Source organism: Streptomyces sp. NPDC111516, from assembly GCF_055635345.1.
Genome location: NZ_JBVKBV010000003.1, coordinates 159,060 through 180,027, shown reverse-complemented (window position 1 = coordinate 180,027; position 20,968 = coordinate 159,060). Strand labels below are relative to the sequence as shown.

The window sequence follows — 20,968 nt, the reverse complement described above, 5'->3', positions numbered from 1 at the left end:
GGTCGAGGGGTCGGGCCGGGGGTCAGCCGAGGAGGTGTGCGGCCAGGAGGTCGCCCAGTGCCCCCTCGTGCGCCGCAGCCGGGCCGAGGGAGAGCTCGATCTGCTTCGCCCAGGCGTGGAAGCGGTGCAGCGGGTAGTCGGTGTCAGCGCCGAAGCCACCGTGCAGATGCTGTGCGGTCTGCACGACCCGGCGGACGCCGTCCGACGCCCAGATCTTCGCCACGGCGATGTCGCCCTCGGGGGGCAGCGCACTGTCGGCCCCGGTGGAGATCCGCCAGGCCGCTTGCCAGAGCGTCACTTCCATGGCCCGCAGGTCGATGTAACGGTCTGCGGCCTGCACGGCAACGGACTGGAAGGTCGCGACCGGAAAGCCGAACTGCTCGCGTTTGCCGGTGTATTCGCTCGTCATGGCGAGCACGGCCTCGCCCAGACCGAGCGCGAGCGCGCACGTCCCGGTGGTGAGCAGCGCGCGCAGCCACTCCCAGGCCCCGGCGGTCTCGATCAACGCCCGGCTGTCGATCCTTACCGAATCCAGCCGGACCTCGGCGAACAGCTCACCGCTGGTGGAGACCTGCTCGGCCAGGGTGACGCCTTCGTGGGCGGTCCGGATCAGGGCGAGAACGGCCCGGCCCTCCCCCGTGTGGGCGGGGATCGCGACCCAGTCCGCAGCCTGCGCCCAGGGCACTCCTGACTGCACCCCGTCGAGTACCCAGCCCGCGGCGCCACCATCGGCACTTCCGGTCGAATTGCCAAGGATCTCGTCGGGAACCTCGCCAGGCCCTTTGCCAGATGCGTTAGCGGGCCGGTCGCTCCCCGCGGGGACTTCGCGGTGCGCGGTGACGGCGAGCTCGGCCGGGTCGTGGCCGGAGCGGCCGTTGGCCCCGACGGTGAGGACCAGCTCGCCGCGGCCGACGAGGGGAAGCAACTCGGCCGCCAGCCCCGGGTCGCCGTAGCGCTGGAGCGCCATCGCGACCGCGCACGTCTCCAGCAGTGGCACCCGCGCAAGCACCTTGGCGGACTCGCGCAGCACCAGACAGAGCGCGACAAGATCGAGCCCCGCCCCGCCGTGCTCCGGCGACAGCGTCAGGCCCAGCAGGTCGCCTGCGGCGAGCCCGGCCCACAGGGGCCGGTCGATGTCCTCGGCCACCGCGCCCGGCACGAGAGCGGGGCTGGGAACCCCGTCGGGCGCTACGCCCGAAAAGACCGCTCTCGCCGCTTCGGTGGCTGCCTGCTGTTCCTCGGTGAAGGTGAAGTCCACTGCCCTGGCCTCCCGTGAACCGCTGCTCCCGTAACCGGACCTGACGTGGCGTCAAGATAGAACAGGTTCTACGAGAAGGGAACAGAAGGAGGTCAGGAGGAGGCGTGGGAGATGGGGTGGACGGATGAACGGGAGGTGAGGGGGCGGGCGAAGTGGGGTGTGGCCGGCGCTGGCCGGTCGGCGGTCAACGGTCGAAGTCGAGTTCCACTTCCGGAGTGACCGGATGCGACTGGCACGCCAGCACATAGCCCGCTCCCGTCTCTTCGGGTTCCAGCGCGAAGTTGCGGTCCATTCGCACTTCGCCCGAGACCAGGAACGCCCGGCAGGTCCCGCACACACCGCCCTTGCAGGCGTACGGCGCGTCGGAGCGGCTGCGCAGCACGGTCTCCAGCAGCGATTCACCATCCTCTACCGGCCAGGTGCCGGAGCGGCCGTCCAGGGTCGCGGTGAGTCTGCTGTGAGCAGGCGTTTCGGCCCGGGGGAGGGCAGGCGCGTTCGGGGCCTCGTCCACGTGGAAGATCTCCTGGTGGATACGGGACCGGTCGACGCCCAGGCCGTGCAGCGCGCTTTCGGCCGCCAGTACCAGCCCGAACGGCCCGCACAGATACCAGCCGTCCACCTCCGCCACCGGAAGCAGCGCGGGCAGCAGGTCGGTGAGCCGATCCCGGTCCAGCCGACCGGACGGAAGGCCTGCCTGCTGCTCCTCCCGGGAGAGAGCGGTGACCAGATGAAACCGGTCGGGGTAGCGGTCCTTGAGGTCGGCGACCTCGTCCAGGAACATCGTCGAGACCGCCGTCCGGTCGCTGCGGATCAGGCAGAAACTGGCGTCGGGCTCGCGTGCCAGCAGTGTCGCCGCGATCGACAGCACCGGGGTGATCCCGCTGCCCCCGACGATCGCCGCGAAATGTCCGGCGCGGGGCGTGAGCACGAAGCGGCCCATCGGAGGCATCGCCTCGACCAGGTCACCGACGGCGAGTTCCTTCAGCGCGTACGTGGAGAACGCGCCGCCGTCCACGAGCCGAATGCCCACGCGCAGCACCGGATCGGCCGGTTCCGCGGTGGCCGGGGAGCAAATCGAGTACGAGCGACGGATCTCTTCGCCATCGACGGTGTAGCGCACATTGAGGTGCTGACCGGGTTGGTGGCGGAAGGTCTCGCGCAACTCGGGCGGCACGGCGAGGGTGACGGCCACCGAATCGTCCGTGAGCCGTTCGATCGCGCGGACCCGGAGCGGATGGAACATCTACAACTCCTTGAAGTGGTCGAACGGTTCGCGACATGCCACACACCGGCGCAGCGCCTTGCAGGCGGTGGAGGAAAACCTGCTCAGCAGCTCCGTATCGGTCGAGCCGCAGTGCGGACAGCGCACCGAGAGCGTGAGCGGCACCGGGCCGCCTGCGGGGGCCGTGGCATCGTGCGGGCGCGGGGGTGCGATGCCGAACTCGGCCAGCTTGCGCCGCCCTTCCGCACTGATGTCGTCCGTCGACCAGGCCGGCGAGAGCACGGTGACCACGGAAACCTCCGGTATGCCGTGGTCATGCAGCACCCGCTCGATGTCGGAGCACATGGCCTCGATCGCCGGGCAGCCCGTGTAGGTCGGGGTGAGACGCACGGTGACCTTGCCGGGCGCGAGTACGTCCACACCCCGGAGCACTCCCAGCTCGTCCAGGGTGAGCACGGGCAGTTCGGGATCGGGCACAGAGCCTGCGAGCCGGTACAGCTCTTCCTCCAGGAGGGTCTCGGTCACCATGACGCCCCCGGGTGGCTGCGATGCAGATGCTGCATCTCGGCGATCATCCGGCCGAAGGGTTCGGTGTGGATGCCCTGGCGGCCCGCTCCCGCCGTCCACGCCCCGGACTGCGGACCGGTCGGCACGGTCAGCGTGGACTTCTCCAGCACCGCGGTGACGGTTTCCAGCCAGCCGTTGCGCAGCGACTGCCAGTCGATCTCGACACCCTCGACGGGCTGGAACAGCTCTCCGGTGAACCGCCACAGGGCGTCCACCGCGCGCTGCATCCGCTCATGGCTCTCGTCCGTGCCGTCGCCGAGCCGCAGCGTCCAGTGCTCCGCGTGGTCCTGGTGGTACGCGACCTCTTTGACCGCCTTCGCCGCCAGCCCGGCGAACCGGCTCTCACCGGCCGCCAGCTGTTCGTACAGGGGGCGCTGGTAGGCGGAGAAGTAGAGCTGGCGGGCGATGGTGTGGGCGAAGTCGCCGTTCGGCTGCTCGACCAGCTGGACGTTGCGGAATGCGCGTTCCTCGCGCAGATACGCCAGCTCGTCCTCGTCCCCGGCGAGGGAGAGCAGCACCCGGGCCTGTCCCAACAGGTCCAGGGCGATGTTGGCCAGGGCCACTTCCTCTTCCAGCACGGGGGCGTGGCCGGCCCACTCCCCCAGCCGGTGCGAGAGCACCAGCGCGTCGTCGCCCAGGGCGAGGGCCGCAGTCACAGGTGCTTCACCCCATCCGGGATCTCGTAGAACGTCGGGTGCCGGTACGGCTTGTCACCGGCCGGCTCGAAGAAGGAGTCCTTCTCGTCCGGCGAGGAGGCCGTGACCTGTGCGGACGGGACCACCCAGATGGAGACGCCCTCGGAGCGGCGTGTGTACAGATCGCGCGCGTTGCGCAGGGCCATTTCCGCGTCCGGGGCGTGCAGGCTGCCCGCGTGGGTGTGGGACAGCCCGCGGCGCGAACGCACGAACACCTCCCACAGCGGCCATTCGGTCGAGCTGCTCATGCCGTCGCCTCCTCGTTCCGTACTCCTGTGTGCTTCTCCGCGTACGCGACTGCCGCGTCCCGGACCCAGGAGCCCTCCTCGTGTGCCCGTCGGCGCTGGCTGAGGCGCTGCTCGTTGCACGGGCCATTGCCCTTGAGGACTTCCTGGAACTCCTTCCAGTCGATCTCCCCGAAGTCGTGTTTTCCACGCTCCTCGTTCCATTGGAGGTCGGGGTCCGGAAGGGTGAGTCCCAGCGCTTCGGCCTGGGGGACGCAGATGTCCACGAAGCGCTGCCGCAGCTCGTCGTTGGAGTGCCGTTTGATCTTCCAGGTCATCGACTGCGCCGAGTGGGCCGATGCGTCGTCCGGCGGGCCGAACATCATCAGGGACGGCCACCACCAGCGGTTCACCGCGTCCTGAGCCATCTCGTGCTGCGCCGGCGTGCCGCGGCTGAGGGTGAGCAGCAGCTCGTACCCCTGACGCTGGTGGAAGGACTCCTCCTTGCAGATGCGGACCATCGCCCGGGCGTACGGGCCGTAGGAGCAGCGGCAGAGCGGCACCTGGTTGGTGATCGCGGCGCCGTCCACGAGCCAGCCGATCGCGCCGACGTCCGCCCAGGTCAGCGTCGGGTAATTGAAGATCGATGAATACCTCTGGCGCCCCGCGTGGAGCTTGTCGAGCAACTCCTCACGGCCGGTGCCGAGGGTCTCCGCGGCGCTGTACAGATAGAGGCCGTGCCCGGCCTCGTCCTGCACCTTGGCCATCAGGATGGCCTTGCGGCGCAGAGAGGGCGCTCGCGAGATCCAGTTGGCCTCCGGTTGCATGCCGATGATTTCGGAGTGGGCGTGCTGAGCCATTTGCCTGACCAGCGAGGCGCGGTACGCATCCGGCATCCAGTCGCGCGGCTCGATGCGCTCGTCCGCCGCCACTGCGGCGTCGAAGGCCGCTTCCAGAGCCACGTCGGCCCCTTCGGGCCTGCCTGCTCCCGCCTGCGCCGCTTGGTCCGCAGTCACTGCCGTCATCCCGGACTCCCTACCGACCGACCGATCGTTCGGTTCATTGCCTTCAATGGTGAGTCGGTGGCCCGTAGGGTGTCAACCCTGTGGATAACTGACCGGGGATCGACGGGGATCGGGGCGGGATGGATTCGTACGACGACAGGGGTGTCGGAAGCGCGGGGCCGGGGCCGGGCGAGGACGCGCCGTCCGGCGCCGGTCAGGAGCCGGGTTCAGGCCCCCGTGGCGGCATAGCTGCCCTGTCCCTTCCGTACCAGATCGTTGCCGCGATCGCGCTGTCCGTCATAGGGCTGTTCGCATGCGGCCAGCTGGCCATGGTGTTTCTGCATGTCGCACCCTCCAACACGCTGACCAAGCAGCACGGCGAAGCGGTCGACGACTGGATCTATCCCGAGTTCGAACAGAACTGGAAGCTCTTCGCTCCGAACCCGCTCCAGCAGAACGTGGCCGTTCACGTACGCGCCGAGATAGCCGGCGCCGACGGCCGCCGCACCACCCCCTGGATGAGCCTTTCCGATGAGGACGGCAAGGCGATACGCGGCAATCTTCTCCCCAGCCACATCCATCAGAACGAGCTGCGCCGCAGCTGGGACTTCTACGTCGGTACCCACGACAACGAGAACCGGGCGAACGGCCTGCGCGGTGAGCTCTCCGAGCGCTACATCCGCCGCATCGCGGTGCGGCGCCTCGGTGAGCACGACTACGGCGGCACCGTCGAGCGCATCCAGATCCGTTCCGAGGTGCGGTCCGTCGCGGCGCCCGGCTGGAGCAAGGAGAGGATCAGCACGAAGCCGTCCTACCGGGTGCTGCCGTGGTGGACCGTAACCCCCGCCGACCTCCCCGAGAGCGCCGAGGGGGCCGACAAGTGAGTACGTCCGCACTCGATCGCAGGCTCGCCCGCGGCATCCAGCGCATCACCTCCACGGCCCTCGGCCCGTACCAGAGCGCCGTAATCCGGATCGGTTTCTCCACCACCTACCTGCTGTTCCTGCTGCGCGAACTCCCACATCGCCACGAGATGTACGGCCCCGACGCCCCATGGCGCTGGGACATGGCGCAGCAGCTCATATCCGGCAATCAAGCCTTCACCACGCTCATGTGGTCGGACAGCACGGTCTGGTTCGAGGTCGTGTACGCGGTGGCTCTGCTCTCAGCCGCGCTGCTCATGGTCGGCTGGCACACCCGCGCCGCGTCGGTCCTCTTCATGGTCGGTGTGCTCTCCCTGCAGAACCGCAGCATCTTCATGGGCGACGGCGGCGACAACGTCATCCACCTGATGGCGATCTATCTCGTACTGACGCGTTGCGGGCAGGTCTGGTCGTTGGATGCCCGGCGTGCTGCTCGTGCGGGCCGTCTGGCCCGCACTCCGGGACTGCGGTCTGATGCGGATGTGGATGCGGATGCGGACGTCGATGGTCCTCGGCGTTCGGTGCGGGGGGATGTGGCCGGTCCGGTTCTCTGGGTGGTGCTCGGCCTGGTTCTGATGGTGGCCACCGTGACAGACGGTCTCGGCGGCACCTGGTGGCTGCCGGTTCTCTTCTGGCTCCTCTGGGTCGGCCACGGTGCCTGGTGGGTCGTGAATCGTCGCGCGCCGGACAGTGAAGCGCGCACCCTGCTCGATGTCATCGCCAACCTCGCCCACAACGCGAGCCTCGTCGTGATCGCGGCCGAGGTCTGTGTGATCTACGCGACGGCAGGGTGGTACAAGATCCAGGGATCGCGGTGGCAGGACGGCACGGCGCTGTACTACCCGCTCAAGCTCGATTACTTCACGCCCTGGCCCGGGCTGTCGGACATCCTCGCGTCCAACGGTGTGATGGTGATGCTGCTGACGTACGGCACGGTCATCGTTCAGGTCGCTTTTCCCTTCGCCCTGTTCAACCGGCGGGTCAAGAATGTCCTGCTCATCGCCATGATGTGTGAGCACGTCGGCATCGCGTTGCTGCTCGGGCTGCCCTTCTTCTCGATGGCGATGATCGCCGCCGACTCCGTCTTCCTGCCGACCGTGTTCCTGGTGTGGCTCGGCGGCCGCGTGACGCTCGGGCGGGAGCTGCTGTTCTCGCGCAGGGGCAAGGTGCCGAGGCCGCGGCGTGCCGCAGATGACGAGGAGGCCCCGCAGCGCAGCGACGACGGGGGCCATACGCTCGTCGGGTGAGTAGTGAGAGCGGCAGCAGCATCGACGGCATTGGTGGCACCGGCAGTACCGGTGGCAAATCGCTGATCGAGGTGTCCCCGGGACTGGAGCAGTCCGGCGCGTCCGTACCGGCGGCAGAACCCGGTCCGGCCGCGGAACCGATGCAGTACGACGACGGGTTCGGAACGGAGATCGGCGTCGGGCCGCACCCGCTGCCCTGGCCCGCGGACGAGCGGTACGACCCCGAGCTGCTCGCTCACGGCGACCGGCGCAACGTGGGTGACGCCTACCGGTACTGGACGCGGGAAGCGATCGTCGCCGATCTTGATCTCCGGCGGCACGACTTCCACGTGGCGGTTGAGAACTGGGGCCACGACTTCAATATCGGCTCCGTGGTGCGTACCGCGAACGCCTTCCTCGCCAAGGAGATCCATATCGTGGGGCGGCGGCGCTGGAACCGGCGCGGTGCGATGGTCACCGACCGGTACCAGCACGTGCGGCATCACCCCGACACGGAGTCGCTGACCGCGTGGGCGGCGGCGGAGGGCCTGCCGATCATCGGGATCGACAATTTGCCGGGGGCGGTGCCGCTGGAGCGGACCGAGCTGCCGCGGCGGTGTGTGCTGCTCTTCGGGCAGGAGGGGCCCGGGCTGACGGAAGAGGCCCGCAAGCACGCGGCGATGGTGTGCTCCATCGCGCAGTTCGGGTCGACGCGGTCGATCAACGCCGGGGCCGCGGCTGCGATTGCCATGCATGCGTGGGTGCAGCGGTATGCGGATATTCCGGGGGCAGCGCGGTAGGCGAGGCCGCTGGCGGGCCGTGACCGGGGCCGAGGCGGGGCCGGCGTGGGCTGGGGTTCTGGGGTAGGTGAGGCGAGTGCGGGTGTCGGTGCCTGTGGGGTTGAACGCCTTGCAGCGGGCTTGTTCCTCTTCCCGCTCCTTCTGCGGGCCTCTCCCCGTAACCGGTGCTCCGCACCCGTACCGCCCCGCTCCTCAAAAAGGGGCGGAGCGGACGAGTTCGCGAGGGCCGGGAAGAACGGGAGGGCGAGGCGGCGGTTATGCCTGGCGGCGGACTTCCACTGTGCGGAAGCGGTTTGCTACGAACGCTCCGTCGCACAGGGCCGCGTTCGCTGCCGGGTTGCCGCCCGAGCCGTGGAAGTCGGAGAACGCCGCGGTCTGGTTGACGTACACCCCGCCGGTCAGGTTCAGCGAGAGCTGGGCCGACTCGTCCAGGCAGACGTCCTCCACCGCGCGTTCCACCTTCGGTGAGGTGGTGTACGCGCCGACGGTCATCGCGCCCTTGTCGCGGATCGTGCGGCGGAGCAGCTCCACGGCGTCGGCTGTCGAGTCGACCGCTACGGCGAAGGAGACCGGGCCGAAGCACTCCGACAGGTAGTGGTCCTCGTCGTCCGGCTTGGTGCCGTCCAGTTTGACGACGACCGGGGTGCGGACCACGGCGTCGGGGAATTCCGGGTTGGCCACCTCGCGCGAGGGCAGGGCGACTTCACCCAGCTCCGCTGCCGCCTCCAGGCGGGCCTTCACATCGGGGTTGACCAGGGCGCCGAGCAGTGCGTTCGCCCGGGCGTCGTCGCCCAGCAGCCCGTTCACCGCGGCGGCGATGTCGTCGACCACTTCGTCGTACGACTTGTTGCCGTCGTCGGTCGTGATGCCGTCCCGGGGGATCAGCAGGTTCTGCGGAGTGGTGCACATCTGGCCGCTGTACAGCGAGAGGGAGAACGCCAGGTTGGCAAGCATCCCTCGGTAGTCGTCCGTGGAGTCGAGGACGATGGTGTTGACGCCGGCCTTCTCCGTGTACACCTGGGCCTGGCGGGCGTTGGTCTCCAGCCAGTCGCCGAAGGCGGTGGATCCGGTGTAGTCGATGATCTTGATTTCCGGGCGCACCGCGAGAGACTTCGCGATGCCCTCGCCCGGCCGTTCGGCGGCCAGGGCGATCAGGTTGGCGTCGAAGCCCGCCTCGACAAGCACCTCGCGGGCCAGCTGCACCGTGAGCGCGAGTGGAAGCACGGCGCGCGGGTGCGGCTTGACCAGGACGGGATTGCCGGTGGCCAGGGAGGCGAAGAGGCCCGGATAGCCGTTCCACGTGGGAAACGTGTTGCAGCCGATCAGGAGCGAGATACCGCGGGGCGCCGCGCTGAACGACTTGTGCAGCTGGAGCGGGTCGCGCTTGCCCTGCGGCTTGGACCAGTCGGCGCTCTGCGGGGTGCGGATCTGCTCCGCGTACGCGTACGCCACGGCTTCCAGGCCGCGGTCCTGGGCGTGCGGGCCGCCCGCCTGGAACGCCATCATGAAGGCCTGGCCGCTGGTGTGCATCACTGCGTGGCTGAACTCATGGGTCCTGGCGCTGATCCGCGCGAGGATCTCCAGACAGACCAGGGCCCTGGTCTCGGGGCCCGCCGCACGCCAGGCGGCCATGCCCGTACGCATCGCCGGCAGCAGGACATCCAGGTCGGCGTGCGGATATTCGACTCCCAGCTCCGGCCCGTACGGAGAGATCTCTCCGCCCGTCCAGCCGTCTGTGCCCGGCTGGCCGAGGTCGAGCCGGGTGTGCAGCACGGCGTCGAACGCGGCCTTGCCCTCGGCGGCGCTCAGGCTGCCAGGGGCGCCGCCCTCGCCGTATGCCTTCGGATGCTCGGGGTGCGGAGACCAGTAGGCGCGCGTGCGGATCGCGTCAAGGGCTTGGTCGAGCGTGTGGCGGTGCTTCTCGGACAACAGGTGTGGGGAGAGCTCGGCGGCCATGACGGACCAACTCCTCATCGAGCTGGGCAGGGACGGGCGGACAGAGTTAGAGTAACCGAACGATCGGTCGGGACAAGGGGGCCCGCCAAACCTGTGGACAACTCGTAGGGGAGGATCGCGGACATGACCACGGCCAAGCGGGACACGTACACCCCGGAGACTCTCCTCACCGTCGCTGTCCGTGTCTTCAACGAGCGCGGCTACGACGGCACGTCCATGGAGCATCTCTCCCGGGCTGCGGGCATCTCCAAGTCGTCCATCTATCACCATGTCGCGGGCAAGGAGGAGCTGCTCCGCCGTGCGGTGAGCCGGGCGCTGGACGGGCTCTTCGGCATTCTCGACGAGCCGGGGGCGACGCAGGGGCGTGCGATCGAGCAGGTCGAGTACGTCACCCGTCGCACCGTCGATGTGCTGATAGCCGAACTGCCCTACGTCACGTTGCTGCTGCGCGTGCGGGGCAACACGAAGACCGAGCGCTGGGCCATGGAGCGGCGGCGCGAGTTCGACCACCGGGTGACCGAGCTCCTCAGAGCGGCGGTCGCGGACGGCGATCTCCGCTCCGACGTGGACATACGGCTGGTGACGCGGCTGCTCTTCGGGATGGTCAACTCGCTGGTGGAGTGGTACCGGCCGCAGCCGGACGGCGGCGTCGACGGGGAACGGCTGGCGGACACGCTCGTCCTGGTGGCCTTCGAGGGGATGCGGTCCAGTCGTTGAGCGGATCACCCGCTGAGCGGAAACGTTGACGAGCGGGCAGGCCTGGGACACCGTGCCTTCGGTGTGACCGCTTCCTTGGGCGGTGTGAACGGGGGCGGGGAGCTCCGTCTCCGGCTCGGAGTCCGCATTCCGTCCACTGGGTCCCGTTACGTGAGCTCGGTGGGTCTGGCCGGGCCCGGGGCCAGGTCCGTCTCCTCGAACACCAGAAGTGTGCGGGTGGAGAGCACCTCCGGGATGGCCTGGATCCTGGTCAGGACCAGTTCGCGCAGCGACCGGTTGTCCGGGGTGTGCACCAGCAGCAGGACGTCGAAGTCGCCGCTGACGAGCGCTATGTGAGTGGCCCCGGGCAGCGCCTGGAGCTGCTCGCGCACGGTGCGCCAGGAATTTTGGACGATCTTGAGCGTGATGTACGCGGAGGCACCCTGCCCCGCCCGCTCATGGTTCACGCGCGCGCTGAAACCGCGGATCACACCGTCGTCGATGAGCCGGTTGATCCGGGCGTAGGCGTTGGCCCGGGAGACATGGACGCGATCGGCCACCGACCGTATCGAGGCACGGCCGTCCGTCTGGAGCAACCGCAGGATGTCGCGGTCGACGGCGTCCAGCGGGCGCGCGGGCGGAACCTGGCCGGGTTCCTCGCCCCCGTCGGCCATTTGTTCAGCTGACATGTGCCCGCGCCTCCCTGTCCTGGACGACCTGCCCCTATCCCAGGCTGTGGAGAACCGTTTGTCCACAGGCTGAAGGCGCCTGTAGCCAAAATGCGCTCGCGACCGAACAATCGGTAGGTGAGGCACGGCGCATCCGCGCCTCGGACAGCGCTCGACATTTCGATGTATTTCGACACCCCTCGGCATCGGACGATCCCCGATGCCGACAGACGCCGCTCGAAACCCCTCGACGCCAGGAGGTGCTTGTCATGACGGTCCAAGAGCTGCCCGGCGCGGCCGCTTACCGGCCCACGCCGCCCCCGGCCTGGAAGCCGCTCACCGATCCCGCGCCGCTGCTCCCGGACCCCGAGCCGTACCGCGTGCTCGGTACGGACGCCGTGGCCGATGCCGACCCCGCGTTGCTGCTGCGGCTCTACGCGGAGCTGGTGCGCGGCCGGCGGTACAACGCACAGGCCACCGCTCTCACCAAGCAGGGCCGGCTCGCTGTCTACCCGTCGAGCACGGGGCAGGAGGCCTGCGAGATAGCGGCCGCACTGGTGCTGGAGGAGCGGGACTGGCTGTTTCCCAGCTACCGCGACACGCTGGCGGCCGTGGCGCGCGGCCTGGACCCGGTCGAGGCACTGACGCTGCTGCGCGGCGACCGGCACACCGGTTACGACCCGCGCGAACACCGCATCGCCCCGCTCTGCACCCCCCTCGCCACTCAGCTGCCGCACGCCGTGGGCCTGGCACACGCGGCGCGGCTCAAGGGCGACGACGTGGTGGCACTGGCCATGGTCGGTGACGGCGGGACCAGCGAGGGCGATTTTCACGAGGCGCTGAATTTCGCGGCCGTCTGGCGGGCCCCGGTCGTCTTCCTCGTGCAGAACAACGGCTTCGCGATCTCCGTGCCGCTGGCGAAGCAGACCGCGGCTCCGTCCCTGGCGCACAAGGCCGTGGGGTACGGGATGCCGGGCCGGCTGGTGGACGGCAATGACGCGCCCGCCGTGCACCAGGTCCTCGGTGAGGCGGTGGCACGGGCCCGGAGCGGTGGCGGGCCGACGCTCGTCGAAGCGGTGACGTACCGCATGGACGCCCACACGAACGCCGACGACGCCACGCGCTACCGCGTCGACAGCGAAGTGGAGGCGTGGCGTGCGCACGATCCGATCCAGCTCCTGGAGCGGGAGCTGATCGGGCGGGGGCTGCTCGGCGACGACGCGATCGAGGACGCGCGCGCGGACGCGGAGCGGATGGCGGCAGCCCTGCGCGAGCGGATGAACGCCGATCCGGTGCTCGAACCCATGGATCTCTTCGCCCATGTCTACGCGGAACAGACCACCCAACTGCGGGAGCAGGCCGCCCGCTTGCGTGTCGAGCTGGAGGCCGAGCAGGAACAGCACGGCCACAACGACTTGGAGGGAGGGCAATGACCACCGCAGCGGCGCCGGCCGGAGAGCGGACGGCGAAGGCCAAGCCGGCCACCATGGCGCAGGCGCTCGGGCGAGCGCTGCGCGACTCGATGGCCGAGGATCCGACGGTGCACGTGCTCGGCGAGGATGTCGGCACGCTCGGCGGGGTTTTCCGGATCACCGACGGTCTCGCGAAGGAGTTCGGCGAGGACCGTTGCACGGACACCCCACTGGCCGAGGCGGGCATTCTCGGCACGGCCGTCGGTATGGCGATGTACGGGCTGCGGCCCGTGGTGGAGATGCAGTTCGACGCCTTCGCCTATCCGGCGTTCGAGCAGCTCATCAGCCATGTCGCCAAGATGCGGAACCGTACGGCCGGTGCCATGCCGTTGCCGATCACGGTCCGGGTGCCGTACGGCGGCGGGATCGGCGGGGTCGAGCACCACAGCGACTCCTCGGAGGCGTACTACATGGCGACGCCCGGCCTCCACGTCGTCACGCCCGCCACGGTCGAGGACGCGTACGGGCTGCTGAGGGCCTCGATCGCCTCCGACGATCCGGTGGTCTTCCTGGAGCCGAAGCGGCTCTACTGGTCGAAGGCGGACTGGTCGCCCGAGGCGCCGGTGGCCGTGGAACCGATCGGACGGGCCGTCGTCCGCCGGACCGGGCGCAGCGCGACGCTGATCACGTACGGGCCGTCATTGCCGGTCTGTATGGAGGCCGCGGAGGCGGCTGTGGCAGAGGGCTGGGATCTCGAAGTCGTCGATCTGCGCTCATTGGTCCCGTTCGACGACGAGACCGTCGCGGCTTCCGTGCGGCGTACGGGGCGCGCGGTCGTCGTCCATGAGTCCTCCGGTTTCGGCGGTCCGGGCGGCGAGATAGCGGCCCGGGTCACCGAGCGTGGCTTTCATCATCTGGAGGCGCCGGTGCTGCGGGTCACCGGGTTCGACGTTCCGTATCCGCCGCCGATGCAGGAGCGGCACCATCTGCCGGGCGTGGACCGGGTGCTCGACGCGGTCGCCCGCTTGCAGTGGGAGGCGGAGAGCTGATGCCACGGGTGCTCGAATTCAAGCTGCCGGACCTCGGCGAGGGGCTCACCGAGGCGGAAATCGTGCGCTGGCTGGTGGAGGTCGGCGATGTCGTCGCCATCGACCAGCCGGTCGTCGAAGTCGAGACGGCCAAGGCGATGGTGGAGGTGCCGTGTCCTTACGGGGGCGTGGTGACCGCGCGGTTCGGCGAGGAGGGCACGGAACTTCCGGTCGGGTCACCTTTGTTGACGGTGGCTGTGGGGTCCGAGGGGGGCTTGGGGCCTGCGGGATCGGCGGGCTCGGGGGCAGGGGAAGGTGCGGGGGCTGGGGTGGTGGTGTCGGCGGTGGGGTCCGGGGCCGGTTCGGGCGGGGCGGGTTCTGGCTCCGGGGCCCAGGCCGGAGACGGGGCCGGTGAGGTGGAGTCGTCCGGCAATGTGTTGGTCGGGTACGGGACGGCTGCGCCGGCGGCGCGCCGCCGGCGGGTCCGGCCCGAGGCGGTGGCGGCGGATGCTGCCGCAGACATGACGGCTGCGGCTGCGGCATCTGCTTCTGTTCCGGACGCGGCGAAGCGGCCGGTGGCCGTTGTCTCCCCGCTGGTACGGAAGCTGGCGCGGCAGCATGACCTCGATCTGAGGCAGCTGGTGGGCTCCGGTCCGAACGGGTTGATCATGCGTGCCGATGTCGAGTCCGCGATCAGGGCGCTGGCGGAGGGGGCGGCGGCTTCTTCGCCGGACGCGGTCTCGGTGCCGGTGTCGGCGCCGGTGTCGAAGTCGGTTTCGGCGACCGAGCCTGGACCGGAGCCGCTTTCGGTATCGACATCGCTGCCTCAGGTGCGGCCGTCGGCGGCGCGGAGGGCCACGGGTCCAGCCGTGGAGCGCATTCCGTTGCGCGGTGTACGGGGTGCGGTCGCCGACAAGTTGGCGCGCAGTCGGCGAGAGATCCCCGATGCGACGTGCTGGGTCGACGCCGATGCCACCGAGCTGATGGCAGCCAGATCCGCGATGAACCGCGCCGGTGGCACGGCCGCCGGGCCCAAGGTGTCGGTGCTCGCCCTGCTGGCGCGTATCTGCACTGCCGCGCTGGCCCGGTTCCCCGAGCTCAACGCCACGGTGGATCCGGAAGCGCGGGAGATAGTGCGGCTGCCGGAGGTTCATCTCGGGTTCGCGGCGCAGACCGAGCGGGGCCTGGTCGTCCCCGTCGTGCGGGATGCGCAGGACCGGAACGCGGAGTCGATCGGGGCCGAGATCGCCCGGCTGACCGAGGCGGCCCGGACGGGGAGGCTGACCCCCGCAGAGCTGACCGGCGGCACGTTCACGCTGAACAACTACGGGGTGTTCGGGGTCGACGGTTCGACCCCGATCATCAACCACCCGGAGGCGGCGATGCTGGGCGTCGGCCGGATCGTGCCCAAACCGTGGGTGCATGAAGGTGAGCTGGCCGTGCGCCGGGTCGTCCAGCTCTCGCTGACCTTCGACCACCGGGTCTGCGACGGCGGTACGGCGGGCGGATTCCTGCGTTACGTGGCCGACTGCGTGGAACAACCGGCGGTCCTGCTGCGCACGTTGTAGGTGGATTCGGCTGCGGGCTCCCGTTTCTTCCCTGGCGGATCTGCTGAGTTGCGGACCGGGGAGGATCAACGGGGGGCCGTGGCCCGCATACTCGGAGCATGACCGCGTATGACGCCATCGTCCTTGCCGGAGGGGCCGCCAAGCGGCTCGGCGGCGCCGACAAGCCCGGGATCCGGGTCGGTGGCCGTGCGCTGCTCGACCGGGTGCTCGCGGCCTGCGGCGACGCCTCGACCACCGTGGTGGTGGGCGGGCGGCGGCCTACCGTGCGCTCCGTGACCTGGACGCGTGAAGAACCGCAGGGCGGCGGTCCGCTGGCCGCGCTCGACGCCGGCGTCCGGCGTACCGGCGCGGAATGGGTTCTCGTACTCTCCGCCGATCTGCCGTTCCTCGGGGAGAGCACCGTCGGAGCGCTGTTGGCCGCCGCCCGTGACGGTCAGCGGGACGGGGCCCTGTGCGCCGACCAGGATGGTCGCGATCAGCCTCTCGTCGCCGTCTACCGCGGCGAACCGCTGCGCCGCGAGCTCGCCCTGATCGCCACCGAGCACGGCGGTCTGTCCGGGCTTCCCCTGCGGTTGCTGACGAACGAGCTCGACCTTGCCCGGGTGGAGGCCGGCCCCCTCGCCTCCTTCGACTGCGACACCTGGGAGGACATTGCGTCGGCCCGGGCCCGTATCAGAGAGCATGGGACCGTGCTGGATGAATGGATCAACGCAGTCAAGAACGAACTGGGCATCGAACTCGACGTCGACACCGACGTCCTGCTCGATCTCGCCCGTGACGCCGCCCACGGCGTTGCCCGTCCCGCCGCGCCCCTGACGACGTTCCTTGTCGGGTACGCGGCGGCGAAGGCGAGCAGCGACGGCGACGGTTCGGCGGCGGTGGCCGAGGCCGCCCGCAAGGCCGCCGCGCTGGCCCTCCGGTGGGCGGACGAGAACGAGACCCCATGACGGCCCGCAACGACCGGTCCGACCCGCTCCCGGCGGCCGATGTCCCGTCGATGGGCGTTGCGCCGGTGGACGCCGGGTCCTCGGCGCGCGACAGTCCGGCGTCGGGTGAGCGGAGGCCGACCCAGGAGGAACTGCGGGCCGCCGAGGAGGACCGGGCCGTCGAACAGGCCCTGGCGCTGGTTGGGCGCCGGTCGTCAGGCGCACCTCAACCGTCACGTCGACCTCACTCTGTGGATCAGCGTCGGCCTGCGGATCGGTCCCACTCCATGGACTCCTGTTCCTCGGAGTCGTCGAACTCCACGGACCGGCCCCGCCCCACGGAAGAGCGCGCGTCCGTATCCCCGTCCGGGTCCCCGGCTCCGTTTCCTTCCCCGCCGCCGGACCAGGGCGCCGTCCGGCCGCACGGGCGTGACCGGCACAGCCGGGCGTACTCCTGGTGGGAGGCGCGCGCGCTCGCCGCGCGGTCGGGCCGTGACGTTCCCGTCCGTGCCCGGCGGTTCCGGCTCGACCAGGCACTCGGACACGTGCTCGCCGAACCGCTCGTCGCACTCACCGATCTGCCGTCCTTCGACACCTCCGCCATGGACGGCTGGGTCGTCACCGGACCGGGTCCATGGACCATACGCGAGGCCGAAGGAAGCGAAAGCGAGGAGGGCGACACAAGCCCACGTCCGAGCCAAGATCTGGGCATCCTTGCCGGGCACCGCGCCCCCGCCGCGCTCCCCGACGGGGATGCCGTACGGATCGCCACCGGCGCACGCATCCCGGCGGACGCCAACGCGGTGATCCGTAGCGAGCACGCTCGCGTGGACGAGTCCAAGGGGCTGCTCCACGCGACGCACCAGGTACATCCAGGACAGGACATCAGGCCCCGAGGCCAGGAGTGCCGTTCCGGCGATCAACTCCTGCCCGCCGGGGCCCTGGTGACGCCCGCAGTTCTCGGGCTGGCCGCCGCCGCAGGGTACGACGAGCTCGGCACCGTCCCCCGCCCCCGCGTCGATGTCCTCGTCCTCGGTGACGAACTCCTGACCAGTGGGCTGCCGCACGACGGGCTGATCCGTGACGCGCTCGGCCCGATGATCGGCCCCTGGCTGCGCGCCCTGGGCGCCGAGGTCTCCGCCCCGCAGCGCCTCGGCGACGACGCCGCGGCCCTCCGACACGCCCTCACCGCCTCCGACGCGGATCTGATCATCACCACCGGCGGTACGGCCGCCGGCCCTGTCGACCATGTCCACCCCGTCCTTGCCGAGATCGGGGCCGAGCTGCTGGTCGACGGCGTTGCCGTCCGCCCCGGCCACCCGATGCTGCTGGCCAGGCTCAGGGCGGAGGGACCGGATGGGGGCCCGTATCTCGTCGGGCTGCCGGGCAATCCGCTGGCCGCCGTCTCCGGGCTTCTCACGCTCGCCGAGCCGCTGCTCCGCGGGCTGGCCGGCCATGCGCCGGAGGCGCCGTACCGGGCCGTGGTGCGCGACGAGGTGCACGGGCACCCGCACGACACCCGTCTGGTACCCGTCGTCCACCGCGCGGGCGGAACCGACGACAGCGCCCGCATTCTCGGCGGTGCGGGAACCGGCAGCGGTGCCGAGTACGCCGTACCGCTGCATTACAACGGTCCGGCGATGCTCCGAGGAATTGCCGCGGCCGACGGACTGGCCGTCGTACCTCCGGGCGGGGTACGGTCCGGCACCGAGGTGGAGATCCTCGACCTACCGTGGGCCTCGGCGACGCCGTGGGCGGAAGGGTGTTTCACGTGAAACTTCCCGGCCATGATGCGATGGCCAGGCGCGCCGACGAGCATGTCGCGCCCACGCGGGTACAGCTCCCGCGCAGGGTCACCGAGGGGCCGGCGCGGCAGGTCGCCAAGCGGCTGATGATGGCGTTGCTGGTGCTTGCCGCCACTGTGCTGATCGTCTGGCTCGACCGCGGGGGATATCACGATGCCGCCGATGACGAGGTCGACCTGCTGGACGCGGTGTACTACGCGACGGTCACCCTCTCCACCACCGGATACGGAGACATCACCCCGTACAGCGACAGCGCCCGGCTCAGCAATGTGCTGCTCGTGACACCGTTGCGGGTGCTGTTCCTGATCATCCTGGTCGGTACCACTCTTGAGGTCCTCACGGAACGGACCCGGGAGGACTTTCGGCTGAAGCGTTGGAGAGCCAACTTGCGTGACCACACCGTCGTCGTCGGCTTCGGCACGAAGGGCCGTTCGGCCATCCAGACCCTGCGCGCCACCGGCCTGAGCAAAGAACAGATAGTCATCGTCGATCCGGCGAGCAAGGTGATCGAGATCGCCAACGCCGAAGGGTTCGTGGGTGTGGTCGGCGATGCGACGCGCAGCGAAGTTCTGCTGCGTGCCGAGCTCCAGAAGGCGCGTCAGATCATCATCGCCACCCAGCGCGACGACACGGCGGTGCTGGTGGCGTTGACGGCGCGGCAGCTCAACCGCGGCGCGAAGATCGTCGCCGCGGTGCGCGAGGAGGAGAACGCCCCGCTGCTCCGGCAGTCCGGCGCCGACGCGGTGATCACCAGCGCCAGCGCCGCGGGCCGGCTGCTCGGCCTCTCCGTCCTCAGTCCCAGCGCGGGCACGGTGATGGAGGATCTGATCCAGCAAGGCAGCGGTCTCGATCTCGTCGAACGGCCGGTGATAAAGGCCGAGGTGGGCAAGAGCGTCCGGGAGACCGAGGATCTCGTCGTCAGCGTGTTGCGGGGGCATCGGCTGCTCGGATACGACGATCCGGCGGCCAGTCCCCTGCAGCTGACGGACCGTTTGATCACCATCGTGCGTGCCTCGAACGAACCACCGCTGAGCCACCCGGCGCCAGGCGCGCCGCGCTCGTAGCCGGGCATCGCGCGGGCGTCGCGCTCGTCATCGGGCGCCGCCGGTACGGCCCGTCGCGTCATGGAGTCGCCCTCCGGCGTTGCGGTGTCACTTCCCGCCGCCGCGTGGTTGTCCGTCCCGCGCCACGACTCCGGCCGTCCCGTGCCACGGAGTAGCCTCGCCGCCATGTATGCGATCACGATCCCCGAACCCGGTGGCCCCGAGGCGCTCGTATGGGCCGAGGTGCCCGATCCGGTAGCCGGCGAGGGCGAGGTCCTCGTCGATGTCGTCTCCAGCGCGGTCAATCGCGCCGATGTGCTGCAGCGGCAGGGGTTCTACAACCCGCCGCCCGGTGCTTCCCCGTACCCGGGCCTGGAGTGCGCGGGCCGCATCTCGGCGGTCGGGCCCGGCGTCAGCGGCTGGTCGGTCGGCGACGAGGTGTGTGCGCTGCTCGCTGGTGGCGGTTACGCGGAGAAGGTCGCCGTACCCACCGGGCAGTTGCTGCCCGTACCCGGCGGAGTCGACCTGACGCTGTCGGCGGCACTGCCCGAGGTGACGGCCACGGTCTGGTCGAACGTGTTCATGGTGGCCCATCTGCGCCCCGGCGAGACGCTGTTGGTGCACGGTGGGTCCAGCGGCATCGGCACGATGGCGATCCAGCTCGCCAAGGCCGCGGGCGCACGGGTCGCGGTGACCGCGGGCGGACCGGAGAAGCTGGCGCGCTGCGCGGAGCTGGGCGCCGACATCCTGATCGACTACCGGGAGCAGGACTTCGTCGAGGAGCTGCGCAGGGCTACGGACCGCGCCGGTGCGGACGTCATCCTCGACATCGTCGGCGCGAAGTATCTGGACCGGAACGTGAAGGCACTCGCTGTCAACGGCCGACTGGCCATCATCGGCCTCCAAGGCGGCGTCAAGGGTGAGCTGAATCTGAGCGCCCTGCTGAACAAGCGGGCCGCCATCACCGCGACCTCACTGCGCGGCCGTCCGCTCGCCGAGAAGGCCGCCATCGTCGCCGCCGTACGCGAGCATGTCTGGCCGCTGATCGCCGACGGTGTCGTACGGCCGGTCGTGGACCGCATGCTGCCGATGCCCGACGCCGCCGAGGCCCACCGGGTGCTGGAGTCCAGCGCGCACATCGGGAAGGTGCTTCTGCGGACAACCGCGGGCTGACCTTCCGCCCCTGCCCCCGCCATCGGGCAGGTACCGCACACAACGGGGCCCGGCACACAGGTCGTCGACCATGCGTGCCGGGCCTTGGTGTTGCTGCGTCATCGGAACGTACGGACCAGAGCGGCGTACGGACCAGAGCGGCGTACCGACTACAGATACGGCCCGGACCGGATGGCCCCGTGCTGGTCCCCGCTGCCGTCCTCGTCCTCGTGTCCGCTCCCCGGCGGAAGGGCGCGGCGCATCTGCTCCAACTGGGCCCGCGCCGCCATCTGCTGGGCGAACAGCGCCGTCTGGATGCCGTGGAAGAGGCCCTCCAGCCAGCCCACCAACTGGGCCTGCGCGATCCGGAGTTCCGCCTCGGAGGGCACCGACTCCTCGGTGAACGGCAGGGAGAGCCGCTCCAGCTCCTCCACCAGTTCCGGCGCGAGGCCGTCCTCCAGCTCCTTCACGGAGCTCGCGTGGATCTCCTTGAGCCTGACCCGGCTCGCCTCGTCGAGAGGAGCAGCCCTGACCTCCTCCAGGAGCTGCTTGATCATGCTGCCGATGCGCATGACTTTCGCGGGCTGTTCGACCATCTCCGTCACTGGGACCTCACGCGACTCGTCGTCAGTGCCACCGCCGCCGATCGCCATGCCGTCCTGCCCCACCACGAGGACTTGGGGGTGCTCCTGCGACCGTTCATTCCTCGGCATCTCCATGGCGCCATTGTCTCGCACACCTGCTGTACAACACGGTGGTGCCCCCGAGAACGGTTGATCCACCGTTTTCGAGGGC

20 protein-coding genes are annotated in these 20,968 nt (G+C 69.9%); 11 read left to right on the top strand and 9 right to left on the bottom strand.

Features of this window, described 5'->3' with window-relative positions; translation table 11 throughout:
• Positions 1-22: 22 nt before the first annotated feature.
• From ACZ7L9_RS08785 to paaA, 6 genes are all read right to left on the bottom strand, one after another.
• The gene (locus tag ACZ7L9_RS08785; protein ID WP_471413769.1) at positions 23-1,258 is read right to left on the bottom strand and encodes an acyl-CoA dehydrogenase family protein; all 1,236 of its coding nucleotides are present in this window, start codon (positions 1,256-1,258) and stop codon (positions 23-25) included.
• Positions 1,259-1,442: 184 nt separating this feature from the next.
• A complete protein-coding gene (locus ACZ7L9_RS08780; RefSeq protein ID WP_471413767.1) occupies positions 1,443-2,501 on the bottom strand; it encodes a 2Fe-2S iron-sulfur cluster-binding protein in 1,059 nt (352 codons plus the stop codon).
• Entirely contained in the window at positions 2,502-3,008 is a 507-nt protein-coding gene (gene paaD / locus ACZ7L9_RS08775) for a 1,2-phenylacetyl-CoA epoxidase subunit PaaD (protein WP_471413766.1), read from the bottom strand.
• Positions 3,002-3,703, bottom strand: a complete 702-nt coding sequence (paaC, locus tag ACZ7L9_RS08770; protein WP_471413764.1) for a 1,2-phenylacetyl-CoA epoxidase subunit PaaC — start codon at positions 3,701-3,703, stop codon at positions 3,002-3,004. Before paaC ends, paaD begins: the two co-directional genes overlap by 7 nt.
• Complete coding sequence (gene paaB / locus ACZ7L9_RS08765) at positions 3,700-3,990, bottom strand: 1,2-phenylacetyl-CoA epoxidase subunit PaaB (protein WP_471413762.1); 291 nt, start codon at positions 3,988-3,990, stop codon at positions 3,700-3,702. The genes paaC and paaB overlap by 4 nt, the downstream gene beginning before the upstream one ends.
• Positions 3,987-4,991, bottom strand: coding sequence for a 1,2-phenylacetyl-CoA epoxidase subunit PaaA (gene paaA, locus ACZ7L9_RS08760; RefSeq protein WP_471413760.1), 1,005 nt, complete (start codon positions 4,989-4,991; stop codon positions 3,987-3,989). The genes paaB and paaA overlap by 4 nt, the downstream gene beginning before the upstream one ends.
• 119 nt (positions 4,992-5,110) lie before the next feature.
• On the opposite strand from paaA, the gene ACZ7L9_RS08755 reads away from it, so the two are divergent.
• The 3 genes from ACZ7L9_RS08755 (at position 5,111) to ACZ7L9_RS08745 (ending at position 7,919) form a co-directional block, all read left to right on the top strand.
• A complete protein-coding gene (locus ACZ7L9_RS08755) occupies positions 5,111-5,854 on the top strand; it encodes a DUF5819 family protein (RefSeq protein WP_471413758.1) in 744 nt (247 codons plus the stop codon).
• A complete protein-coding gene (locus tag ACZ7L9_RS08750) occupies positions 5,851-7,140 on the top strand; it encodes an HTTM domain-containing protein (RefSeq protein ID WP_471413757.1) in 1,290 nt (429 codons plus the stop codon). Before ACZ7L9_RS08755 ends, ACZ7L9_RS08750 begins: the two co-directional genes overlap by 4 nt.
• Positions 7,141-7,280: 140 nt before the next feature.
• The gene (locus ACZ7L9_RS08745) at positions 7,281-7,919 is read left to right on the top strand and encodes a TrmH family RNA methyltransferase (protein ID WP_471414117.1); all 639 of its coding nucleotides are present in this window, start codon (positions 7,281-7,283) and stop codon (positions 7,917-7,919) included.
• Positions 7,920-8,174: 255 nt separating this feature from the next.
• Here ACZ7L9_RS08745 and paaN read toward each other — a convergent pair whose 3' ends face one another.
• Positions 8,175-9,875, bottom strand: a complete 1,701-nt coding sequence (gene paaN / locus ACZ7L9_RS08740; RefSeq protein WP_471413755.1) for a phenylacetic acid degradation protein PaaN — start codon at positions 9,873-9,875, stop codon at positions 8,175-8,177.
• Between the two features lie 123 nt (positions 9,876-9,998).
• On the opposite strand from paaN, the gene ACZ7L9_RS08735 reads away from it, so the two are divergent.
• Entirely contained in the window at positions 9,999-10,592 is a 594-nt protein-coding gene (locus ACZ7L9_RS08735) for a TetR/AcrR family transcriptional regulator (RefSeq protein WP_471413753.1), read from the top strand.
• Positions 10,593-10,738: 146 nt separating this feature from the next.
• Here ACZ7L9_RS08735 and ACZ7L9_RS08730 read toward each other — a convergent pair whose 3' ends face one another.
• Positions 10,739-11,245, bottom strand: coding sequence for an Lrp/AsnC family transcriptional regulator (locus ACZ7L9_RS08730; RefSeq protein WP_389985144.1), 507 nt, complete (start codon positions 11,243-11,245; stop codon positions 10,739-10,741).
• Between the two features lie 263 nt (positions 11,246-11,508).
• Between ACZ7L9_RS08730 and pdhA the strand changes: the two genes are divergently transcribed.
• From pdhA to ACZ7L9_RS08695, 7 genes are all read left to right on the top strand, one after another.
• Positions 11,509-12,672: a pyruvate dehydrogenase (acetyl-transferring) E1 component subunit alpha gene (gene pdhA, locus ACZ7L9_RS08725; RefSeq protein ID WP_471413751.1), complete on the top strand. Its 1,164-nt coding sequence runs from the start codon at positions 11,509-11,511 to the stop codon at positions 12,670-12,672.
• Entirely contained in the window at positions 12,669-13,700 is a 1,032-nt protein-coding gene (locus ACZ7L9_RS08720; protein ID WP_471413749.1) for an alpha-ketoacid dehydrogenase subunit beta, read from the top strand. Before pdhA ends, ACZ7L9_RS08720 begins: the two co-directional genes overlap by 4 nt.
• Complete coding sequence (locus tag ACZ7L9_RS08715) at positions 13,700-15,247, top strand: dihydrolipoamide acetyltransferase family protein (RefSeq protein WP_471413747.1); 1,548 nt, start codon at positions 13,700-13,702, stop codon at positions 15,245-15,247. Before ACZ7L9_RS08720 ends, ACZ7L9_RS08715 begins: the two co-directional genes overlap by 1 nt.
• 98 nt (positions 15,248-15,345) lie before the next feature.
• A complete protein-coding gene (locus tag ACZ7L9_RS08710) occupies positions 15,346-16,194 on the top strand; it encodes an NTP transferase domain-containing protein (RefSeq protein WP_471413746.1) in 849 nt (282 codons plus the stop codon).
• Between the two features lie 50 nt (positions 16,195-16,244).
• Complete coding sequence (locus tag ACZ7L9_RS08705) at positions 16,245-17,948, top strand: molybdopterin molybdotransferase MoeA (RefSeq protein ID WP_471414115.1); 1,704 nt, start codon at positions 16,245-16,247, stop codon at positions 17,946-17,948.
• Complete coding sequence (locus ACZ7L9_RS08700; protein WP_471413744.1) at positions 17,906-19,042, top strand: potassium channel family protein; 1,137 nt, start codon at positions 17,906-17,908, stop codon at positions 19,040-19,042. Before ACZ7L9_RS08705 ends, ACZ7L9_RS08700 begins: the two co-directional genes overlap by 43 nt.
• Positions 19,043-19,207: 165 nt before the next feature.
• The gene (locus tag ACZ7L9_RS08695; RefSeq protein ID WP_471413742.1) at positions 19,208-20,194 is read left to right on the top strand and encodes an NAD(P)H-quinone oxidoreductase; all 987 of its coding nucleotides are present in this window, start codon (positions 19,208-19,210) and stop codon (positions 20,192-20,194) included.
• Positions 20,195-20,343: 149 nt separating this feature from the next.
• Here ACZ7L9_RS08695 and ACZ7L9_RS08690 read toward each other — a convergent pair whose 3' ends face one another.
• Positions 20,344-20,892, bottom strand: coding sequence for a bacterial proteasome activator family protein (locus ACZ7L9_RS08690; RefSeq protein WP_323183884.1), 549 nt, complete (start codon positions 20,890-20,892; stop codon positions 20,344-20,346).
• Positions 20,893-20,968 lie beyond the last annotated feature (76 nt).

What these genes read in the sequence shown, in the direction of transcription:
- ACZ7L9_RS08755 (WP_471413758.1), top strand. Translation starts at nt 5,111, where the DNA reads ATGGATTCGTACGACGACAGGGGTGTCGGAAGCGCGGGGCCGGGGCCG.
- ACZ7L9_RS08720 (WP_471413749.1), top strand. Translation starts at nt 12,669, where the DNA reads ATGACCACCGCAGCGGCGCCGGCCGGAGAGCGGACGGCGAAGGCCAAG.
- ACZ7L9_RS08690 (WP_323183884.1), bottom strand. Translation starts at nt 20,892, where the DNA reads ATGGAGATGCCGAGGAATGAACGGTCGCAGGAGCACCCCCAAGTCCTC.
- paaA (WP_471413760.1), bottom strand. Translation starts at nt 4,991, where the DNA reads ATGACGGCAGTGACTGCGGACCAAGCGGCGCAGGCGGGAGCAGGCAGG.
- ACZ7L9_RS08710 (WP_471413746.1), top strand. Translation starts at nt 15,346, where the DNA reads ATGACCGCGTATGACGCCATCGTCCTTGCCGGAGGGGCCGCCAAGCGG.
- ACZ7L9_RS08695 (WP_471413742.1), top strand. Translation starts at nt 19,208, where the DNA reads ATGTATGCGATCACGATCCCCGAACCCGGTGGCCCCGAGGCGCTCGTA.
- paaN (WP_471413755.1), bottom strand. Translation starts at nt 9,875, where the DNA reads ATGGCCGCCGAGCTCTCCCCACACCTGTTGTCCGAGAAGCACCGCCAC.
- ACZ7L9_RS08715 (WP_471413747.1), top strand. Translation starts at nt 13,700, where the DNA reads ATGCCACGGGTGCTCGAATTCAAGCTGCCGGACCTCGGCGAGGGGCTC.
- ACZ7L9_RS08705 (WP_471414115.1), top strand. Translation starts at nt 16,245, where the DNA reads ATGGGCGTTGCGCCGGTGGACGCCGGGTCCTCGGCGCGCGACAGTCCG.
- ACZ7L9_RS08735 (WP_471413753.1), top strand. Translation starts at nt 9,999, where the DNA reads ATGACCACGGCCAAGCGGGACACGTACACCCCGGAGACTCTCCTCACC.
- ACZ7L9_RS08730 (WP_389985144.1), bottom strand. Translation starts at nt 11,245, where the DNA reads ATGGCCGACGGGGGCGAGGAACCCGGCCAGGTTCCGCCCGCGCGCCCG.
- paaB (WP_471413762.1), bottom strand. Translation starts at nt 3,990, where the DNA reads ATGAGCAGCTCGACCGAATGGCCGCTGTGGGAGGTGTTCGTGCGTTCG.
- pdhA (WP_471413751.1), top strand. Translation starts at nt 11,509, where the DNA reads ATGACGGTCCAAGAGCTGCCCGGCGCGGCCGCTTACCGGCCCACGCCG.
- ACZ7L9_RS08780 (WP_471413767.1), bottom strand. Translation starts at nt 2,501, where the DNA reads ATGTTCCATCCGCTCCGGGTCCGCGCGATCGAACGGCTCACGGACGAT.
- ACZ7L9_RS08745 (WP_471414117.1), top strand. Translation starts at nt 7,281, where the DNA reads ATGCAGTACGACGACGGGTTCGGAACGGAGATCGGCGTCGGGCCGCAC.
- paaD (WP_471413766.1), bottom strand. Translation starts at nt 3,008, where the DNA reads ATGGTGACCGAGACCCTCCTGGAGGAAGAGCTGTACCGGCTCGCAGGC.